Here is an 18,852-nt window from a genome sequence, read left to right as displayed (position 1 = left end):
GACCTGGCGCGCGGTCTATACTGCCGACCGTGCCGACGCTGACCGAGCCGATCACGCGCGCCCGCATCCTGATCGTCGACGATCAGGCCCCCAACATCCGCCTGCTCGAGCGGCTCCTCACGTCGGCGGGCTACCACCGGCTGTACTCCACCACGGCCCCGGAGCAGGTGGCGGCACTCGTCCAGCAGGTCAGCCCCGACCTGATCCTGCTCGACCTCCACATGCCCGGCCTCGACGGGTTCGGCGTGATGCAGCAACTGCAGGACCGGCTGAACGCGGAGCGCTACCTGCCGATCCTCGTGGTCACGGCGGACCTGAGCGTCGAAGTGCGGCAGCGAGCGCTCGGCGCCGGGGCGCGCGACTTCCTGAACAAGCCGTTCGACGCGGTCGAGGCCCTGCTCCGGATCCGCAACCTGCTCACCACGCGGTTCCTGTACCTGCAGCTCGACCGGCACAACCGTGGCCTCGAGGCGACGGTGCAGGAACGCACGCGCAAGCTGGAAATCGCCCGCGTCGAGATCCTCGAACGCCTGGCGCTGGCCGCCGAGTTCCGCGACGACAACACGGGCGAGCACACCCGCCGTGTGGGACGCGTGTCGGGCGCCATCGCTCGTGAGCTGGGGCTGGCCGGCGACACCGTGCTCACCATCGAGCGAGCGGCCCCGCTCCACGACGTCGGAAAGATCGGGATTCGCGACGCCATCCTCCTCAAGCCGGGACCGCTGACGCCAGCGGAGTTCGAGGAGATGAAGCGGCACACCGTGATCGGCGCCGACATCCTCTCGGGCAGCCAGGGCGCCCTGCTGCGCACGGCCGAGGACATCGCCCTCACCCATCACGAGCGCTGGGACGGCACCGGCTACCCGTCTGGCCTCGCGGGCGGCGACATCCCCCTCGCCGGGCGCATCACGCATGTGGCGGACGTCTTCGACGCGATGACCCACCCCCACGGCGCACCCGCGCACGAGCGCCGCGACGAGGCGTTGGGCTACATCAGGGATGAAGCCGGCTTCGCCTTCGATCCTGAAGTGGTGATCGCCTTCGCAGCGGTGGCCCGGCACGACCGGCTGTTCTGAGACCTCCCGGCTGACGCTCAGGCCCGGGGCCGAACCAGCGCCAGCGCCAACAGCAGTGAGGCGCCCGACGCCGCCAGCCCCCACACGACCGGCGCCAGTTGCCAGGCGCCCGCGCCGCGCGTCGCGACGTGCATCAACGCCGTCACGGCGACACCGGTCACCATGGCGGTGAGCGCATGCGTGCGCCCGACCCTCGGCAGCAACAGGCCAGCCACGACGGGCACGAACAGGCCGGCGCTCAGCACGCTGTAGAACAGCGAGAGCGACTTGACGATGCTCCCCGCCCAGATGGCGACGCCGACGCCGAGCGCCCCGCTCACGAGGGAGGCGAGACGCGCCACGCGCAGTTGCTGCACCTGCGTGGCCTGCGGCCGCACGTGACCGGCGTACAGGTCGCGCGCCAGCGAGGTCGAGAGCATGAACAGGACGGCGTCGGCGGTGCTCACCTCGGCCGAGAACAGCGCGGCCAGGGCCAGCGCCCCGAGCCATGCGGGCAGGTCGTCGCGCAGCATCACGGGCAGCGCGAGTTCGTGGTTGGCCAGGTCGGGATGACTCACCCGGGCCAGCATGCCGAGCACGGGCGGAATCGCCGCGAAGACCAGCAGGACGAGCGCGTTGGCCAGCACGCCGATCCGCACGGTCCGCTCGTCGCGGGCGCCGTAGACCTTCTGCACGAGTCCCGGCGACACGATGAAGGAGGGCCCGAGCAGGGCCAGATACGCGATGCCACTGGGCCCGCTCGACAGCGGCTGCCAGTAGCCGGCGGGCACGGAGGCCGGCAACGCCGCGGCAAGGCCTGCCGCCGGCCAGGTCCAGGGAATCGCCAGTGCGAGACCACCCACGAGCACCACCACCTGCACGGCATTGACCATCGCTGACGAGAGCAGTCCCCCCGTCGCGAAGTACAGCGTGCTCACTACCCCGCCGATCACGCAGCCCCAGGCCCTCGGGACGCCCGCAACCGCTTCCAGGAGGCCGGCGAGCGCGATCAACTGGGCGGCGAGAATCGCCAGGGATCCCACCCAGAGCAGCACCGCCATCAGGCCGCGCACCTCCGACCCGAACCGGGCGTGCAGGTAGTCGCCGAGCGTGCGGTGATCGCCGGCGGCCGCGAGGCGCCAGATGCGCGGGCCGACCACCAGCGCCAGGACGATCGACCCGAGCCCCGCCGATCCGACCCACCACCATGCGGCGATGCCATCGCGATAGCCGAGACCGGCCGCGCCGACGGTGGACCCGGCGCCGATGTTGGCCGCGATCAACGTGCCCGCCAGCAGGGCCGGCGACAGCCGTCGTCCTGCGACGAAGAACTCCGACGCGGTGACGTGGCGCGACGACCACCATCCGAGGAGGATGAGGCCGGCCGCGTACGCGAGCAGGAAACCGATCAGCATGCGGGACTAGGGCTGGCCGAGACTGCGCGCCGACGGGAGCGAGGGCAGCGCCTCGGCCTGGCGCACGGCGTTGACGATGGCCTGCGCCATCACGTCGGCGGCGACGGCGCCGATGAGGCCGACGTCGACGGCACCGGCGCGCTGCCCGGTGGCCAGCGCGAAGATCGTGTCGCCGTCCATGGGGGTGTGCACGGGCGAGATGGCGCGTGCGAACCCATCGTGCGCCATGCGCGCGACCAGGCTGGCCTGCACCTTCGTCAGGGTCGCATTGGTGGCGACGATCCCGAGCGTCGTGTTCTCGCCGGGCGCGCCCGGCGTCGGCAGACCGCGCCGGACCAGGGCGCGAGCATCGGCGAGGCGTCGCCCGTCCTCGGTGCGCACGCCCGCGACCACGGCGCCGGTGGCGGGATCGATCACGTCGCCTCGGGCGTTGACCGCGACGAGCGCGGCCACCACCGTGCCGTCGGGCAGGAGGAGCGACGCGCTGCCGAGACCGCCCTTCATCGCGCGCGCCATGCCGTACAGCTTGCCCACGGTGGCGCCGGCGCCCGCGCCGACGTTGCCCTGCGGCACGGGAGCGCGCGACGCCGAGGCCGCCGCCTCGCGCCCACAGGCCGCATCGGGCCTGATACGCCCGTCGCCGACGCCGAGGTCGAACAGGATGGCGGCAGGCACGATCGGCACGCGGAGGTCGCCCACGGGGAAGCCGATGCCCTGCCCTTCGAGCCAGGACATCACGCCGGTGGCAACGTCGAGGCCGAAGGCGCTGCCGCCCGACAACACCACGGCGTGCACCTGCTCGACCGTGTTGAGGGGATGCAGCAGGTCTGTTTCGCGCGTGCCTGGCGCGGCGCCACGGACGTCGACACCGGCGATCGCGCCCGCGCGGGCCACCACCACGGTGCACCCCGTGGGTCGCTCGCTCCGCACGGCGTGGCCCACGAGCAGGCCGTCGACGTCGGTCAGCGTGCCGTTCATCGGGCGTGCCGGTGCCGCACCCTGTGCCCCGAGGAGGGTGGTCGTCACCAGCGCCACCGTTGCTGCGGCCCAGCCTGCTGTGCGCACGTGGTCATGGTACTGCGCCTGCCCCGCGGGTGGCCGTCGATGCACGATGGAGGTGCCGCGCCCGCCCGTCGTTCCGGCGCACTACCGCAACAGGGCATCGAGCACCGGATCCAGGTGCTGGAAGAACACGGCGGCGTAGCGCTCCGCGCTCTCATCGGTGAGGTGCGAGCCGTCCATCGTGCGCAGGTCGGCCACTTCTGGCGCCACGAGCGGCACGCCGACCATGTCGGCCAGCATCCGGGCGTGGGTCATCGAGACGTCGGGGCCGGGCACCAGCACGAACACCAGCCGCCCCCCCGCTGCTTCGACGGCCTCCTTGAAGGCCCGGGCGAGCTGGAGATTGTGCGGCCGCACGAGGTCATGCCCGTAGTGGAAGGCTCGCAGCCTGGAGCCGTCACCGAAATCGGTCGCGATGAACCACGACCCGTCGCGCTCGGCGCGGTAGATGACGAACTCGCGCTCGCCTGCGACGAGGTCGGGCACGTGCGGCACCACCCGGTGCAGGGTCCGTCGCACCACATGTGACGCGTTGGCCTCGAAGGCCGTCTTGCGGGCATCGAAGGCCGTATCCGCCAGCACGCGCTCGCCCCACGGCGACGTCACGCCCCCGAAGAAGTTGTCCACGTTGGCGAGCACGACCTTCGGACGCAGGCCGTGCCGGGTCATCACCTCGAGCGGAAACCGGTGCTGCTCCTCGTGCCCGAAGCCGAGGGCGAAGGGGCGGAGCCCCCGTGCCGTGAAGTAGCGTCGCAGGGCGTCGCCCCGCAGCGCGAACATCAGGCGCGAGTTGCCCACCAGCAGCACGTCGGCCTGCCGGAGGTGCCGCAGCGTGGCCTCGTCGAGCCCGTGGAAGAGCACGTGGTGGTCGACGTGGCCACCACGGTCGTGGGCCAGGTAGTGATCGGGCGGGGCGGGCGACGCCGTCGCGATGTCCAGGTCGAACCGGCGCAGCGCGCTGGACTTCCAGAGGCCCCAGCCCCCGAAAACGCAGAAGGCAAAGGTCGCCAGGGCCAGGAGCATCGCCCGCACGGCCGTCCGGTCTCGAAGCGTCATCATCAGCAGGATACTGTGGCCAGTCGGTCCGGCCGAACCGCCGAGCCGGCCCTCACCTCAGAACTGGAAGTAGATGAAGGCGTTCGAGCTGCCGTACGCGATGAGGATGCCGTACACGAGCACCCCCGTGAGCACGGCGCGCCGCCCCGGCGTCAGGGGCGCGACCCAGTCGCGCTCCACGAGCCACGTCCACGCGTGCGCGATGGCGATCGGCACGAGGAAGGCCAGCGCGGTCCACATCTCCTGATTGAGCGTCGCCGGCTCGAGCCGCGCGACGTTGCGCAGGAACTGCACGGCCCCCTCGAAGGACGCGCTGCGGAAGAACACCCAGGCGACCAGCACGACCCCCTGCACCACGACTCCCCAGCCGACGCGCAGCCACCATGGCCGTCGCTCCAAGTCCCGGTGCAGGCCCAGCCAGCGCTCGACGGCCAACGCGGTGCCGTGCAACGCGCCCCAGACCACGTACGTCCATGCCGCGCCGTGCCACAGCCCTCCGAGCAGCATCACCACGAGCAGGTTCACGTAGGTCCGCCGCGGGGAGACGCGGTTGCCCCCGAGCGGCACGTACAGGTAGTCGCGCAGCCACCGCGACAACGTGATGTGCCAGCGCTCCCAGAAATTCTTGAACGACCCGGCGATGTAGGGGCTGCGGAAATTCAGGGGGAGCTGGTACCCGAGCAGGTAGGCGCAGCCTCGGGCAATCTGCGAGTACCCCGCGAAGTCGCAGAAGATCTGGCCGCTGAACAGGAGGGCGAGCCACAGCATGACGACGCTGTTGCCATCCACCCGGTACCCCTGCTCCCAGTACTTGTCGACGTAGGTGGCGAGGTTGTCGGCGCACACCATCTTCAGGAAGTAGCCTTCCACGATCAACGCGAGACCGGACGCCACGACGGGCCAGTGGATGCGGCGCACGCGCGGCATCTGCGGCAGGAACTCCGACGCCCGCACGATCGGGCCGGCCACCAGCTGCGGGAAGAACGCGATGAAGAGCACGAAGTCCCGCACGCTCGTCAGCGCGCGCAGCTCGCGCCGGTACACGTCGATGGTGTAGCTCATCGACTGGAACGTGTAGAAGCTGATGCCCATCGGCAGCACGACCGACCACGTCGGCCGGTCGAAGCCCAGGCCGAGTCGCTCGGAGGCCCACTGGAGGTTGTCGATCGCGAAGCCGAAATACTTGAAGAAGGCCAGCAGGCCGAGGTTCGTCCCGAGGGAGACGGCCAGGATGGCCTTGCGGGCCCTGTCGGACCGGCCGGGGCGCTCGAGGGCCAGCGCGGCCTGGAAGTCGATGCCCGCCGAGACCAGCAGGACCCAGAGGTACGACGGGATGTGCCAGCCGTAGAAGACCAGGCTGGCCACGAGCAGCACCCAGACGTACACCGGTTCGACCTTGCGCCGCCCCACCGTGAGGCGCGCGAGGCAGACGATGAGCAGGAGCGCCGCGAAGGCGTAGGAGACGAAGTTCACGCGGGTTCGGGGGAGTCGTCGGGGTCGTGCGCCGCGACCCACACCCCCGGGGGAGCATGGACAAGCGACGCATGGCTCATTACCATCGCATCAGCGTGCGTGGCCGTTCAACCCTTTCGGGTCTCCTGGACGACCGCCTGCCCCGGTGGCTCCTCGGCATCCTTGCCGCAGCGCTGGTGGCGTGTGCGGTCGCTGCGCCCTCCCACGCCCAGGACGGGGCCCCCCGCTGGCGCGCGGTCTTCGTCGACACCTTCAACAGCCGCATCGGCTCCCCCGACGACGTCTCCGTCGTCATCTCGCGGGCGGCGGCGATGCAGGCCAACGTGCTGTACGTGCAGGTGCGCCGCCGGGGCGACGCCTTCTACCTCGACGCGTCCGAGCCGGCGCCGGAGAACGTCGCCATCGACGGCGGGTTCGACCCCCTCGGCGAGCTCATCGCCAAGGCCCGCGCCGCGGGCATCGAGGTCCATGCGCTGGTGACCCTCGGCCCGGTGTGGCACCTCTCGACCGCGCCCACCGACCCCCGCCATGTGTTCATCCGGCACGGGTTCAGCGGCGGCCGCCTCGTCGAGGGCGCCGAGAACTGGCTCACCCGCACGCTCCAGCCCGACGGCAACGGCACGTCGATGGAGGGGTACCGGTTCGGCAACGACTACTGGCTCGACTTCGGCCATCCCGCCGTGGCGACGTACGTGGTCGACCTGGTCACCCGCCTGGTGCAGCGCTACCCCGTCGACGGTGTGCGCCTCGACGCCCTGCACTATCCGGAAGCGCCGGCCGGCAGCGCCAGCATCGGCTACAACGCCGTGTCGGTCGCCCGCTTCCAGGCCCGCAGCGGCCAGGCCGGCGTGCCCGGCCAGGACGACGCGCGGTGGAGCGAGTGGCGGCGCGAGCAGATCACGGCACTGACGCGACGCCTCACGCTGGCCGCGCTGGCGGTCCGCCCGTCGCTCGTCGTGAGCGTCTCGGCTGCCGCCGGCGGCGCCCCTCAGGGCGATTTCCGCGGCACCGTCGCCTATGCCCGGCAGTTCCAGGACTGGTTCCGCTGGGCCGCGGACGGGTCGGTCGACATCGTGGTGCCGCAGGTCTACCGCCCCGAACATGTGACCACCGGCGCCGACGAGTTCACCGGATGGATGGCCTGGCTGGCAACGGCCCCGCCGGCCCGCCCCTTCGTCATCGGTCTCGGTGCCTACCAGAACGCCCTCGAAGGCACCATGCGCCAGGCCCGCGTCGCCCTCGAGGCCGCCGGGCAGAGCGGCGGCGTCACGTTCTTCTCCCTGGCGGCCAACAACGCGCCGGTGGTCAACAATCCGCTGTCGCAGCCCGCAGGGCGCGATACGCCACAGCGGCCGTTCGAGGACTTCGCTGCGGCACTGCGCACCGGACGCACCACGAGTGGCCAGGTGGTCGACCCCGGTTCCCCGCCATTGTTCCAGGTCGCCGTGCCCCGTCCCGCGACACCGTGGAAGGACACCGTCGGCCACCTGCTGGGCGTGCTCGAGGACGCCGGCGGTACGCCTGTCGACGGCGCGCAGGTGCGCCTCGAGGCCGCCGCCCGCACGTCCGGGCCCGACAACGTGGTGAGCGACGGCTCCGGCGTGTTCGCCGTGCCTGCGGTCGCTCCCGGCGCGTACCGCATGCAGGTGGTCACGTCTGCCGGCAGCGCCTTCACGAGCGATTGCTCGGTCGAGATCGGCGCCCGCTCGGTGGCGCGGATCACCCTGACCATCGACACGGCGCGGCCCGGTGTCGCCACCTGCAGGTAGCCGACGCGGCGCACTCGCGTCGCGCCTGCTGTTCCTGCTCATCCTCCTGTGGCCGGTCGCGTCCCGCGGGGCCCCCGACACGTCACCCGCTCCCGTCGATCCTGACGCCTGTCGCGTCGTCCGCCTGTCCGACGTCGGCTGGACGGATGTGAGCGCGACCACCGCCGTCCTCGCGCAAGTGCTCGAGGAGCTGGGCTACCAGCCGCGAATCACGGTGCTGTCGGTTCCCGTCACCTTCGCCGCCCTGCGCAACGGCGACGTGGACGCGTTCCTGGGCAACTGGATGCCCTCGCAGCAGGAGATGCTGGCGCCGTACCTGGCTGGCCACGACGTCGAGGTGATCGCGACCAACCTGCGAGGCGCCCGCTACACCCTGGCCGTTCCCGACTATCTCTGGGACGAAGGGCTGCGCGACTTCACGGACATCGCGCGATTCCGCGAGGCCCTTGCCGGGCGCATCCACGGGATCGAAGCCGGCAACGAGGCCAACGAGACCCTCCACGGGATGATCCGCACCGACGCGCTCGGCCTGCGCGCCTTCCGCCTGGTCGAGTCGAGCGAGCAGGGCATGCTGGCCGAGGTCGACCGCGCCACGCGCGCGCGCCGCCCCATCGTCTTCCTCGGCTGGGCTCCACACCCGATGAACACGCGCTTCCGGCTGCGGTACCTCTCCGGCGGCGACGCCTGGTTCGGACCGGACTACGGCGGCGCCACGGTCCACACGCTTGCGCGCCGCGGCTACGCCAGCGCCTGCCCGAACGTCGGGCGCCTGCTCAGGAATCTCGCGTTCACGATCGACGACGAGAACGCGTTGATGGACGCGATGCTCACGCAGGGCCGATCGCCGGCCGACGCCGCGCGCGCCTGGCTGTCGGCCCATCCCGACCGTCGGGCCGCCTGGCTCACCGGCGTCACGTCGCGCGTGCCCTCGACAGGCGCCGAGGCACCACGCACGGGGACGGTCGATCGTCGTGGCGCGTTCGAGCGCGCGGTCACCGCCCACAAGCTGCCACTCGGCGAGGCCGCCACGACCGCCGTGGACATGGCGAGACGCCGCGCGCGCGGCGCGTTCGACCTCGTGTCTCGGGCCGTCGCCTTCGTGGTGGCCGTGGCGCACGGCGCACTGGCGCGCACGCCCGCTCCCCTGCTGATGCTGGCCTTCGTGGCCGCCGCCTGGTGGCGCCGCCGCTCGGTGGCCCTGGCGGTGTTCGTCGGCGCAGCGCTGCTGCTGATCATGAACCTCGGCTACTGGGCCGCTACCCTCGAGACCCTGGCGCTGGTCCTGGTCGCCGCGGGCGTGAGCACCGTCATCGGCGTGCCCGTGGGCGTGCTCGCCGCGCGGGTACCGGCCGTCGACGCCGTGCTGCGACCGGTGCTCGACCTGATGCAGACGCTGCCGACGTTCGTCTACCTCACCCCCACGCTGGTGCTCTTCGGACTCGGTGTCGTGCCCGGCCTGCTCTCGACCGTGGTCTTCGCGCTCCCCGCCCCCATCAGGCTCACGCAACTCGGCATCGCGTCCGTGCCGCGCCCGCTCATCGAGGCGGGACAGGCGTTCGGGGCGACGCCCTGGCAGTTGCTCACCAAGATCGAGCTGCCGAGCGCCGCCTCCGCGATTCTGGCCGGCATCAGCCAGTGCATCATGCTGAGCCTCTCGATGGTCGTCATCGCCGCGCTCGTCGGCGCCGGCGGCCTCGGCGTGCCGGTCGTGCGCGCGCTCAACACGGTGCAGATCGGCATGGGCATCGAGGCAGGCCTCGCCATCGTGCTGGTCGCCATCATCCTCGACCGGCTGGCTCGTCCCGGGGACCGGATCCCGCGTCCATGAGCCTGCTCCGCTTCGAGGCCGTGGACGTGCTGTTCGCCCGCGGTCCTGTGCGCACCCGGGCGCGACGGATTGCCGCCGCCCTCGTCGACTGCGACGCCGGCGCCACGCGCCAGCAGGTGGCCGATCGCCACGATGTGCTCGTGGGCGTGCACGGAGCATCGCTGGCGGTCACGGCCGGCGAGATCTCGGTGCTGGTGGGGCCATCGGGCTCGGGGAAATCCACGCTCCTCCGGACGGCGAATCGCCTGACGCCGGTCACGCGCGGCCATGTCTGGATGGCCGACGGCGATCACGCGGTGGACGTGGCCTCGTGCGACGACGCGCAGTTGCGGCACGTGCGGCGTCACCGCATCGCGATGGTGTTCCAGCAGTTCGCGCTGATTCCGACACGCACGGTGGCGGAGAACGTGGCCCTCGGTCTCGAGCTGCGGGGCGAGGCCCCCGCCAGCCGGCGTGCGGTCGTGGAGGAGAAGCTGGCGCTGGTCGGCCTGGCGGGCTGGGGGGCGCGCGACGTGCGGGAACTCTCGGGCGGCATGCAGCAGCGCGTCGGCATCGCGCGCGCCCTCGCCACCGATGCCGACCTGCTGCTCCTCGACGAGCCGTTCTCGGCGCTCGATGCGCTGATGCGACACAAGCTGCAGGAGGAGCTGCGCACGTTGCAGCAGCAGGTGCGCAAGACGATGCTCTTCGTCACGCACGACCTGGAGGAAGCCGCGCGCCTCGGCGATCGCGTGTCGGTGATGTACGACGGCCGCCTGCTGCAGTCGGGGACGCTCGACGAGCTCCGCGCGCGGCCAGCCGACCCGCAGGTGGCCGAGTTCGTCGCGCAGTTGCGCGGCGCGCCCTGAAGGCGCCGGCGCCGATCAGCTCCAGAGCCAGGCCGCGCCGCGGACGCCGCTCGAGTCGCCGTACTTCGCGGGCACGAACCTGGTGTCGACGCGGTCGGAGAAGACCCACTGCTCCCACAGCGCGGGGACATTGGTGAACAGGCGCCCCACGTTGGACAACCCGCCGCCCGCCACGATCACGTCGGGATCGACGATGTTGATCAGGCCGGCGAGCGCGCGGGCGAGGCGGCGCTCGTAGCGCTGCCACGCGGCTTCGGCCGCAGCATCGCCGCCCTCGGCCAGCGTCAGCACCTCGGCCGCAGAGGCCTCGCGCCCGGTGTGCTGCAGGAAGTCGCGGGCGAAGGCCGGTCCCGACAGCCAGGTCTCGATGCAGCCGGTCAGGCCGCAGTAGCACGCCGGCCCGGGATACTCGTCGCCCTCGGGCCAGGGCAGCATGTTGTGGCCCCACTCCCCGCCCACGGCATTCGCGCCGATGACCGCACCGCCCCGGACGACCAGGCCTCCCCCGACGCCGGTGCCGAGGATGATGCCGAACACCACCGGAGCGCCGGCCGCCGCGCCATCGGTGGCCTCCGACAGCGCCAGGCAGTTGGCGTCGTTGGCGAAGCGCACCGGACGGCCGAGCACCCGTTGCAGGTCGTCGGCAAACGGCTGGCCGTTCAACCAGGTCGAGTTCGCGTTCTTGACCAGGCCGGTGGCTGGCGAGATCGCGCCTGGCATGCCGACGCCCACCGTGCCGCTTCGGCCCGTCGCCACTTCGCAGCGGCGCACCAGTTCGGCGATGGCCGCCAGGGTGCCGTCGTAGTCGTGCCGCGGCGTGGGCAGGCGCTCCCGGTGGAGCGATTCGCCGTGGTCGTCGAGTGCGAGCGCCTCGATCTTCGTGCCGCCCAGGTCGATTCCGATACGCATGGCCGGGCGGCAGGGTAGCACGACGCGGCAGCCCGCCGGGGCTACCCTAGAACGCGTGAAGAGCGACCAGACGTGGGAGATCCAGGAGGCCGACGCCGGCCAGCGCCTCGACAAGTTCCTCGCTGCGCCGGGACGGGCCGTGTCGCGGAGCCGCGCCGCCGACGCCCTGTCGCGCGGCCGCGTGTTCGTCAATGACGAGGAAGCCAGCCTGACGACCGCCGCCCGCCTGCTCGCCGTCGGCGACCGTGTCCGTCTGTGGATGGACCGTCCGGGGTCGGCGACCCGGGCGCCGAAGCCGGCCGCGCGCGACGGCCTCGACATCCTGCACGAGGACGACTCGCTCATCGTGGTCAACAAGCCCGCCGGCCTGCTGACGGTCCCCCTCGACGGCGAGAGCGCGGCGCCGTCCGTGCTCGCCCTGCTCCACGATCGGTACCGGTCGTACAAGACCCGCGCCCCGCTGGTCGTCCACCGCATCGACAAGGACACGTCGGGGTTGGTGCTGTTCGCGCTCACCGAGCCTGCCCGAGTCGCCCTGGTCAACCAGTTCGGCAGGCGGACGCCGGAGCGCCTCTACCTGGCCCTGGTCAACGGACACCCCTTCCCCGACGCCGGCACCTGGGAAGACCGGCTCAGCTGGGACGAGGAGGCGTTCGTCCAGCGCCCGGCGCGCCCCGGCGACCCTGAGGCCCGCGACGCTTCCTGCGACTACCGGGTCGTGAGCCGGTTCGTCGAGACGACCCTGCTGGAAATCCGGCTGCACACCGGCCGACAGGGGCAGATTCGCGCCCAGTCGCACCTGCGTGGCCACTCGCTGGTGGGCGATCGCCGCTACCGTCCGCGGGAGGGCGCGCCTGGCCACACCGTACGGTTCCCGCGACAGGCCCTCCACGCCCAGCGACTGGTGTTCACGCATCCCGCCACCGACGAGCGGCTCGAATTCACCGCTCCCCTGCCCGACGATTTCCGCGACCTCCTGGAGCGCCTGCGCCGGCAGGCACGGCAGCAGGGCGGACGCGTCCCGTAGAATTGGCAGTGTGGAAGCCCTCGACGAGTCCAGTGAGCGCCCCGCCACGCGCAGGTTCCCGCGCGAGGCCTGGGAAGGCGCGACCGGATGGCTCGAGGCCCACGAGACGCAGCTCTGGTGGCTCCACAGCCTCTGGGCGCTCGCCTTCGGCATCGGGGTGATGTGGCTCGGCGCGCGCAACGTCGCCTACCTGCGCATCGCCGTGATCCATGTCGCCTTCATCTGGGTCACCAGCATGGCCCTGCCCTTCATCGTGCGCGGCGGCGGCTTCTCGCGGCCCTGGCGGCGGCGCGCGCAACTGGTCATCAATTACTTAAACAAGAACTTCTACCAGCAGCTGCTGTTCTTCATCCTTCCCGTCTACTGGCTGAGCACCACCACTTCCAGCCGCAACGTGCTCTTCGTGGTGTTGCTCGCCACGGCCGCCCTGCTGTCGACGATGGACCTCGTGTACGACCGCCACCTGGCGGTGCGGCGCGTGCTGACGGCGCTGTTCTTCGCCTTTGCCGTGTTTGCCGGTGCAGCGGCGGCGCTGCCGATCCTCTGGCAGATCCGGTCGGTGCCGGCACTGTGGATGGCGGCCGCCATCGCGGCCACGGGCGCCACCACGCTGGTGATGTCGGAGAAGCGTATCGACTGGCAGCGCACCTGGTTCGGCGGCGGCCTGATCGTCCTCGGCCTGTTCCTCATCGTCGAGTACGGTCGTCCGTTCATCCCGCCGGCGCCGCTACGGATCCAGGACGCCGCGTTCGGCACCGAGGTGGACCTGCGCAACGGCCCGGCGATCCGCAAGGCGATTGCCGCGACGCCTACCGACCCGCGCGGCCAGGTGTACGTCGTGACGGCCATCTACGCGCCGACCGGCCTGCACGACCGCGTGCGACACGTCTGGTTCCAGGGCGAGCAGCCGATCAAGCGATCGCGGTGGTACGACGTCGATGGCGGGCGCAAGGAAGGCTACCGGCTCTGGACGCCGCTGTCGCTCTCGCCGGACCTGGCGGGCAAGGCCTTGCGTGTGGACGTGGAGACCGAGGGGGGGCAACTGATCGGCCGGGCCCACCTGGCCGCCGCCCCCGTGATCGGACCGGGCACCTAGCCATGCCGCGCTTCCGACTGCTGGTCGAGTACAACGGCACCCGCTATTCGGGGTGGCAGGTGCAGCGCAACGCGCGGACGGTCCAGGGGGAGTTGATCGACGCCGTACAGAAGGTGACCGGCCGAAGGGACCGGCTCGAGGTCTATGGCGCCGGGCGCACCGACGCGGGTGTGCATGCGGTGGGCCAGGTGGCGCACCTCGACGTGGCCACGACGCTGCCGCCCGGCACCCTCCTCGCGCGGCTCAACGAGGCCCTGCCCTCGGACATCTGCGTGCGCGACCTTCGCACGGTCGCGCACCGGTTCCACGCCCGGCACGATGCCGTCGCGCGGCGATACGTCTACCAGGTGAGCCGGCGACGGACGGCGTTCGCCAAGCCGTTCGTGTGGTGGGTCCGCGACCCGCTCGACGTGGAGGCCATGCGGCGAGCGGCGTCGCGTTTCCTCGGGCGCCTCGACTACGAGGCGTTCTCGGACGATGAGGCCGACGAGAAGAGCACGGTCGTCCAGGTCGACGCGGTGGAGGTGGTCGAGGACGGCGCCCTGGTGCTCGTGCGGGTCACCGGATCGCACTTCCTGTGGCGCATGGTGCGCCGGATGGTCGGCGTCCTCGTCCGCGTCGGCACGGGAGAACTGCGCGAGGCCGACGTCACGCGCCTGATGCGTGGTGATGGCGCCGAGGTCGCCCGCCTGACGGCGCCTGCCGCCGGGCTCTTCCTCGAACAGGTGCTCTACCCCGGCGAGGCGTTCGACACGTCTCCACGGGGGCCGATGCGCATCGGCTAGCGTCAGTACAAGGCGATGCCCCTGGTCATCTTCGACGGCGACTGTCTCTTCTGCCAGCGGTCGGTGCGGTTCATCCATCGCCACGACGAGGGGAACCGCTTCCGTTTCGCGTCGCGGCAGTCGCCGGCCGGCGCCAGGCAGCTCGAGGGGGTCGGCGTGGGACTGGCGCCCAACTCGATGGTCCTGATCGACGACGCGGGCACGTGGCTGCGGTCGGATGCCGTGCTGCGGATCGCCGCCCACCTCGGCCGGCCGTGGTCGGCCGCACGGGTCTTCCTGCTGGTGCCCCGCCCCATCCGCGATGCCGCGTATCGGGTCGTCGCCGCCATCCGCCATCGCCTCTCCGGCCTCCTGCCGGCCTGTGAGCTCCCGGACGCGGCGCTGCGCGCCAAGATCCTGGAGTAAGCTCGGCATCGCCCGTGTCCCGCCGGAATCGCCTGCCCGCCCCGCCCGCCGCGCCGCGCGCCGCCGCGACGGGCCCGTTTCGCGTGCGGGAGATGTTCCTGTTTCCGGCCACGGCCTTCGGGCTCCTCCTCATGCTGGCCGGTATCGGCTGCCCCATCCAGATGTCGCGCTGGGAAGCCGAGGATCGGGCCGCCATCGCGGCCGGCGTGCGACCAGCGCCGGGCACCACGCCAGACGCCCTGCGCCTCTCCACGCTGATGTGGCTTGGCGTGCTGCCGCTGGCACTCGGCGGCGCCCTCGTGGCGCGCGGGTACCGCCAGGCCCGGAATGAACACCGCTACGGCGATCCGAACCCTGACCTGCGGGTGCGCGACGCGGACGTGCTGTTCGATGCCGGGCGTCAACTGCCGAAGGTGCGCTTCATCATGTGGCTGTCGGCCTTCTGTGCCGTGGGCGCCACCTGGTGGGGCGTCTCCCTGTCGCAGACGCTGGGCCTCGCGCCCGCCGACGGCGGCGTGCTGCAGCCACTCGGTGTGCGACTGGCCGTGGGTGGCGGCCTGGCCGCCCTGGGCCTGCTCTTCTTCGCTGGGATGCTCTTCTACGGTCGGCAGTACGTCGCCGAGGTCCGTCAGGGTTCGCAGCCGGGCGAACTGATCATCCGTACCGTGCGACTGGTGGGCACCAGGGCCATGACCGTTCCAGCCGACGGGGTGGGCATGGGAAGGCGTCACGAGGGCCGGGCGGCCACCGTCTCGCCCGACGCACCGTTCGGCGGCGGCATCACCGTGCACGCGCCATGGCGGGCCCTCCGGTTGCCTGGACGCGCGTTTCCCCTCATCCTCGATGATCAGGGCTGGTTCGCGGGCGCACGGCGAGGCGCGCCGCCAGCCGATCCCCCGACATCGCCATGGTGACCTGCCTGTGACCGTCGTCTGTCTCGCGAGCTACTTCAAGGGCAATGCCTTCCTGCGCCAGTTGCGGCAGCAGGGTTGCCGCGTCGTGCTGGTCATCAAGGAGAAGCTGCGCGACGAGGACTGGGCGCGCGACAGCATCGACGAGACGCTGACGGTGCCCAACGGGGCGGGCGCCGACATGTTCGTCGAGGTCGTGTCGGAGTTTGCCAGGCACCACCGTGTCGACCGCATCGTCGCGCTCGAGGAGTACGACGTGATGCACGCGGCCATGATCCGCGAGCACCTGCGCATCCCGGGCATGGGCACGACGACGGCCCGGCTGTTCCGCGACAAGCTCGCGATGCGCGTGAAGGCCTTCGAGGCCGGCATCCGGGTGCCCGATTTCGTCCACGTGCTGAACTACGACGAGATCCGCGGCTACATGGAGGCCGTCCCGCCGCCGTGGGTGCTCAAGCCGCGTTCGGACGTGTCGGCCGTGGGCATCCAGAAGCTGCACGATCCCGAGCTCGTGTGGCGGGCCATCGACGCGCTCGACGCCCGCCCGGTGGTGACCGAGCGGTCGACGCACTACCTGCTCGAGAGGTTCGTGCCCGGCGACGTCTTCCACGTCGACTCGCTGGTCGAGGGCGGCGAGGTGATCTTCGCGGGGGTGAATCGCTACTGGCGCCCGCCGATGGAGGTGGCCCACCAGGGCGGCGTGTTCCTCACCAACACGCTCCGCCGTGGCTCGCCGGAAGAACGCGCGCTGCTCGACATGAACCGGGCGCTGCTGACGACGCTCGGCTTCAAGCGCGGCGCCACACACGCGGAGTTCATCAGGTCGGCCGAGGGCGAGTTCTACTTCCTCGAGGTGGCGGGCCGGGTCGGCGGCGCCTTCATCGCCGACTCGTTGGAAGCGGCGACCGGCGTGAACGTGTGGCGCGAGTGGGCCAACCTGGAGATCTCCCGTGGCGAGGTGCCCTACGCGCTCCCGCCGCAGCGGAACGACTATGCCGGCGTGGTCCTCGCGCTCGCGCGGCAGGAGTGGCCCGACACCAGCGGCTACACCGACCCCGAGATCGTCCTGCGCCCCGCCAAGCGCCACCACGTGGCGCTGGTGGTGAGCTCGCCCGACTACGACCGCGTCCAGCACCTGCTGGGCGAGTACGCGAGGCGCATCGAGCAGGACTTCCTGGCAGTGCTCCCACCGCTGGAGCGAACGCAGTAACTCGGCGCGCGAGCCACGAGCGGCTGGTGCGAGGGCGTCGCCCCGCACCTCGTGAACGTCACACGTCGAATCTCACACTGCCGCCGTCAGCGCAGCCGGCGCACCGCGACGCCGATATCCCGGGCACTCGGCAGACAACCGAAATGGCCGCGCAAGGCCTCGAGCCGGTACGTGAAGATCCGCTCCACGTCGCGCTGCACGAAGAACCGGTTCACCAGTCCGCCGCCTGGCACGCGGTAGCGCACGGTGTCCTTCATGAGTGTGCCGCCGTCGAGCGGCTCGAACGTGTGCGTGTGGATCCACTCGAGATACGGGCCGCGGAGCTGCTCGTCGACGAACCGTCGGTTGGGCTCCCACAAGCTGATCCGGGTCCGCCAGCGCATCGGAATCCCGCGCAACTTGATGCGGTAGTCGATCAGCGTCCCGGCATGCATCGGGATCGGCCTGGGCGTGAGGATCTCGAAGCTGAGCCAGGGTGGCGTCAGGATGTCGAGGTTGTGCGCGTCGCCGAAGAACGGAAAGACCTCGTCGACCGACTGCGGCAGCCAGGCGGTGGTGGACAGCTCGAAGGTGGACCGCTGCAGCGGACGGTGGAGGTCGATGGCGGCTGAGGGCGCATCCGTGGTCATGCCACTGAAAAGGACGCTTCACGCCGTCGGCGAGGTTCCTACTCCTCGACGTAATCGAGGTCCTTCCCGAAGGTCTCCTCGAGTCCCCACAGCGCCACGTAGCTGATGGCCAGTGCGACCATCCCGACGATGATGGCGCTGCGCACCACGCCCACCTGGGGCCGCAGCCAGGCCACCGAGGAGGTCAGGAGCACCACCGATCCGCGCACCACGTTGGGCACCGTGGTCGTGGCGGTCGCCCGGATGTTGGTGCCGAACTGCTCCGACGCCACCGTCACGAACACCGCCCAGTAGCCGACGCTGAACCCGAGCGCGACACACAGCGCGTAGAAGCCCGTCAGCGTGTACGGCGCGAAGAGGAAGTACGCGGCGACGAACGCCGTGGTGAGCCCCTGGAACAGCAGGACCACGCGCCGGCGGCTGCCGATGAACTGCGAGAAGAAGCCGCTGGCGAAGTCGCCCCCCGCCAACCCGAGATAGGCGAACATCACGGCCCGTCCCGCCACCGGCACCTCGGTCATGCCGAGCGCCTTGCCCAGTTCGGGCGAGAACGTGATCAGGATGCCGATGACGTACCAGATCGGCACCCCGATGAGGATCACCGCGAAGTACTTGCGGGCGCGATCCCAGCGGTTGAACAGCTGCAGGACATTGCCCCGGCTGCTGCCGATCTGCTTGACCGACTCGAACATGCCCGACTCGTATACGCCGATGCGGAGCGCCAGCAGCGCGAAGCCCATCACGCCGCCGACGATGTACGAGACGCGCCAGTCGAACATGTCGCCGATGAGGGCGGCGAACACGGCGCCGAGAATGCCCGTGGCGGCGACGATGGTGGTGCCGTAGCCGCGCGTCTCCTTCGGCATGATCTCGCTGACCAGCGTGATCCCGGCCCCGAGTTCCCCGGCCAGGCCGATGCCGGCAACGAAGCGCAGCCACGCGTACGCCTCGACGCTCTGCACCCAGGCATTGGCGATGTTGGCCGCCGAGTACATGAAGATCGACCCGAACAGCACGCTGAGGCGCCCCTTGCGGTCGCCGAGCACGCCCCACAGCAGGCCGCCCAGCAGCATGCCCGTCATCTGCATGTTGAGCAGTCGTTCACCGGCGTGCAGCAGTTCGTCGCCCTGCAGCCCCAGGCTCTTGAGGCTCGGGATGCGGACGATGCTGAAGAGGAGCAGGTCGTAGATGTCGACGAAGTAGCCCAGCGCGGCCACCATCACCGACAGCGTGATGGCGCGCTGGCTGTCGCGCGCGGCGATAGGCTGAGCCATAGGGCCGGATTATGGCGCTGTCAGTGGCAATTTGAAATTTGAAACTCGAAATTCCAGTGGCTCGGCCTCCGGCCTTCGCCGCGCCAGGCAGAGCCGGCGC

The 18,852-nt window shown here is 71.0% G+C and carries 17 protein-coding genes; 10 read left to right on the top strand and 7 right to left on the bottom strand.

Annotated features, from left to right (window positions below):
- Nucleotides 1–29: 29 nt before the first annotated feature.
- Entirely contained in the window at nucleotides 30–1,076 is a 1,047-nt protein-coding gene (locus tag ACIRDX_RS01880; RefSeq protein ID WP_396623702.1) for an HD domain-containing phosphohydrolase, read from the top strand.
- Between the two features lie 17 nt (nucleotides 1,077–1,093).
- On the opposite strand, the gene ACIRDX_RS01875 is transcribed toward ACIRDX_RS01880, so the two are convergent.
- The 4 genes from ACIRDX_RS01875 to ACIRDX_RS01860 all read right to left on the bottom strand — a co-directional run bounded on the left by ACIRDX_RS01875 (nucleotide 1,094) and on the right by ACIRDX_RS01860 (nucleotide 6,061).
- On the bottom strand, nucleotides 1,094–2,470 hold the full coding sequence (locus tag ACIRDX_RS01875) for a sodium:solute symporter family protein (protein WP_396623701.1): 1,377 nt from the start codon (nucleotides 2,468–2,470) through the stop codon (nucleotides 1,094–1,096).
- Between the two features lie 6 nt (nucleotides 2,471–2,476).
- Nucleotides 2,477–3,535, bottom strand: a complete 1,059-nt coding sequence (locus tag ACIRDX_RS01870) for a P1 family peptidase (protein WP_396623700.1) — start codon at nucleotides 3,533–3,535, stop codon at nucleotides 2,477–2,479.
- Between the two features lie 81 nt (nucleotides 3,536–3,616).
- Nucleotides 3,617–4,591, bottom strand: coding sequence for a hypothetical protein (locus ACIRDX_RS01865; RefSeq protein ID WP_396623699.1), 975 nt, complete (start codon nucleotides 4,589–4,591; stop codon nucleotides 3,617–3,619).
- Between the two features lie 54 nt (nucleotides 4,592–4,645).
- Nucleotides 4,646–6,061, bottom strand: a complete 1,416-nt coding sequence (locus ACIRDX_RS01860) for an MBOAT family O-acyltransferase (protein ID WP_396623698.1) — start codon at nucleotides 6,059–6,061, stop codon at nucleotides 4,646–4,648.
- Nucleotides 6,062–6,156: 95 nt separating this feature from the next.
- Between ACIRDX_RS01860 and ACIRDX_RS01855 the strand changes: the two genes are divergently transcribed.
- From ACIRDX_RS01855 to ACIRDX_RS01845, 3 genes are read left to right on the top strand one after another with little or no spacing between them, the layout of a single operon-like run.
- On the top strand, nucleotides 6,157–7,830 hold the full coding sequence (locus ACIRDX_RS01855) for a family 10 glycosylhydrolase (protein WP_396623697.1): 1,674 nt from the start codon (nucleotides 6,157–6,159) through the stop codon (nucleotides 7,828–7,830).
- Nucleotides 7,811–9,658 (top strand): choline ABC transporter substrate-binding protein, encoded by a 1,848-nt coding sequence (gene choX, locus ACIRDX_RS01850; RefSeq protein WP_396623696.1) that lies wholly within the window; start codon nucleotides 7,811–7,813, stop codon nucleotides 9,656–9,658. Before ACIRDX_RS01855 ends, choX begins: the two co-directional genes overlap by 20 nt.
- Nucleotides 9,655–10,506 (top strand): ATP-binding cassette domain-containing protein, encoded by an 852-nt coding sequence (locus ACIRDX_RS01845; protein WP_396623695.1) that lies wholly within the window; start codon nucleotides 9,655–9,657, stop codon nucleotides 10,504–10,506. The genes choX and ACIRDX_RS01845 overlap by 4 nt, the downstream gene beginning before the upstream one ends.
- Before the next feature lie 15 nt (nucleotides 10,507–10,521).
- Here ACIRDX_RS01845 and ACIRDX_RS01840 read toward each other — a convergent pair whose 3' ends face one another.
- Nucleotides 10,522–11,415: an ROK family protein gene (locus ACIRDX_RS01840; RefSeq protein ID WP_396623694.1), complete on the bottom strand. Its 894-nt coding sequence runs from the start codon at nucleotides 11,413–11,415 to the stop codon at nucleotides 10,522–10,524.
- A 55-nt stretch (nucleotides 11,416–11,470) separates the two neighbouring features.
- Here ACIRDX_RS01840 and ACIRDX_RS01835 point away from each other — a divergent pair, with 55 nt between their 5' ends.
- The 6 genes from ACIRDX_RS01835 to ACIRDX_RS01810 are packed head-to-tail and all read left to right on the top strand — an operon-like array spanning nucleotide 11,471 to nucleotide 16,849.
- The gene (locus ACIRDX_RS01835) at nucleotides 11,471–12,442 is read left to right on the top strand and encodes an RluA family pseudouridine synthase (RefSeq protein WP_396623693.1); all 972 of its coding nucleotides are present in this window, start codon (nucleotides 11,471–11,473) and stop codon (nucleotides 12,440–12,442) included.
- A 10-nt stretch (nucleotides 12,443–12,452) separates the two neighbouring features.
- Entirely contained in the window at nucleotides 12,453–13,538 is a 1,086-nt protein-coding gene (locus ACIRDX_RS01830) for a DUF5924 family protein (protein WP_396623692.1), read from the top strand.
- Nucleotides 13,539–13,540: 2 nt separating this feature from the next.
- Nucleotides 13,541–14,323, top strand: a complete 783-nt coding sequence (gene truA, locus ACIRDX_RS01825) for a tRNA pseudouridine(38-40) synthase TruA (RefSeq protein ID WP_396623691.1) — start codon at nucleotides 13,541–13,543, stop codon at nucleotides 14,321–14,323.
- 15 nt (nucleotides 14,324–14,338) lie between these two features.
- The gene (locus ACIRDX_RS01820) at nucleotides 14,339–14,728 is read left to right on the top strand and encodes a thiol-disulfide oxidoreductase DCC family protein (protein ID WP_396623690.1); all 390 of its coding nucleotides are present in this window, start codon (nucleotides 14,339–14,341) and stop codon (nucleotides 14,726–14,728) included.
- 14 nt (nucleotides 14,729–14,742) lie between these two features.
- Nucleotides 14,743–15,642, top strand: a complete 900-nt coding sequence (locus ACIRDX_RS01815; RefSeq protein WP_396623689.1) for a hypothetical protein — start codon at nucleotides 14,743–14,745, stop codon at nucleotides 15,640–15,642.
- A gap of 7 nt (nucleotides 15,643–15,649) precedes the next feature.
- A complete protein-coding gene (locus ACIRDX_RS01810; RefSeq protein WP_396623688.1) occupies nucleotides 15,650–16,849 on the top strand; it encodes an acetyl-CoA carboxylase biotin carboxylase subunit family protein in 1,200 nt (399 codons plus the stop codon).
- An 86-nt stretch (nucleotides 16,850–16,935) separates the two neighbouring features.
- Here ACIRDX_RS01810 and ACIRDX_RS01805 read toward each other — a convergent pair whose 3' ends face one another.
- Both ACIRDX_RS01805 and ACIRDX_RS01800 read right to left on the bottom strand, forming a co-directional pair.
- Entirely contained in the window at nucleotides 16,936–17,478 is a 543-nt protein-coding gene (locus ACIRDX_RS01805) for an SRPBCC family protein (protein ID WP_396623687.1), read from the bottom strand.
- Between the two features lie 38 nt (nucleotides 17,479–17,516).
- A complete protein-coding gene (locus tag ACIRDX_RS01800; RefSeq protein WP_396623686.1) occupies nucleotides 17,517–18,752 on the bottom strand; it encodes an MFS transporter in 1,236 nt (411 codons plus the stop codon).
- Nucleotides 18,753–18,852 lie beyond the last annotated feature (100 nt).

The organism is Luteitalea sp., from assembly GCF_044337415.1.
GTDB lineage: Bacteria > Acidobacteriota > Vicinamibacteria > Vicinamibacterales > Vicinamibacteraceae > Luteitalea.
Note: the sequence above shows the minus strand (reverse complement) of the source record. Positions and strands in the feature narration are given on the sequence as shown.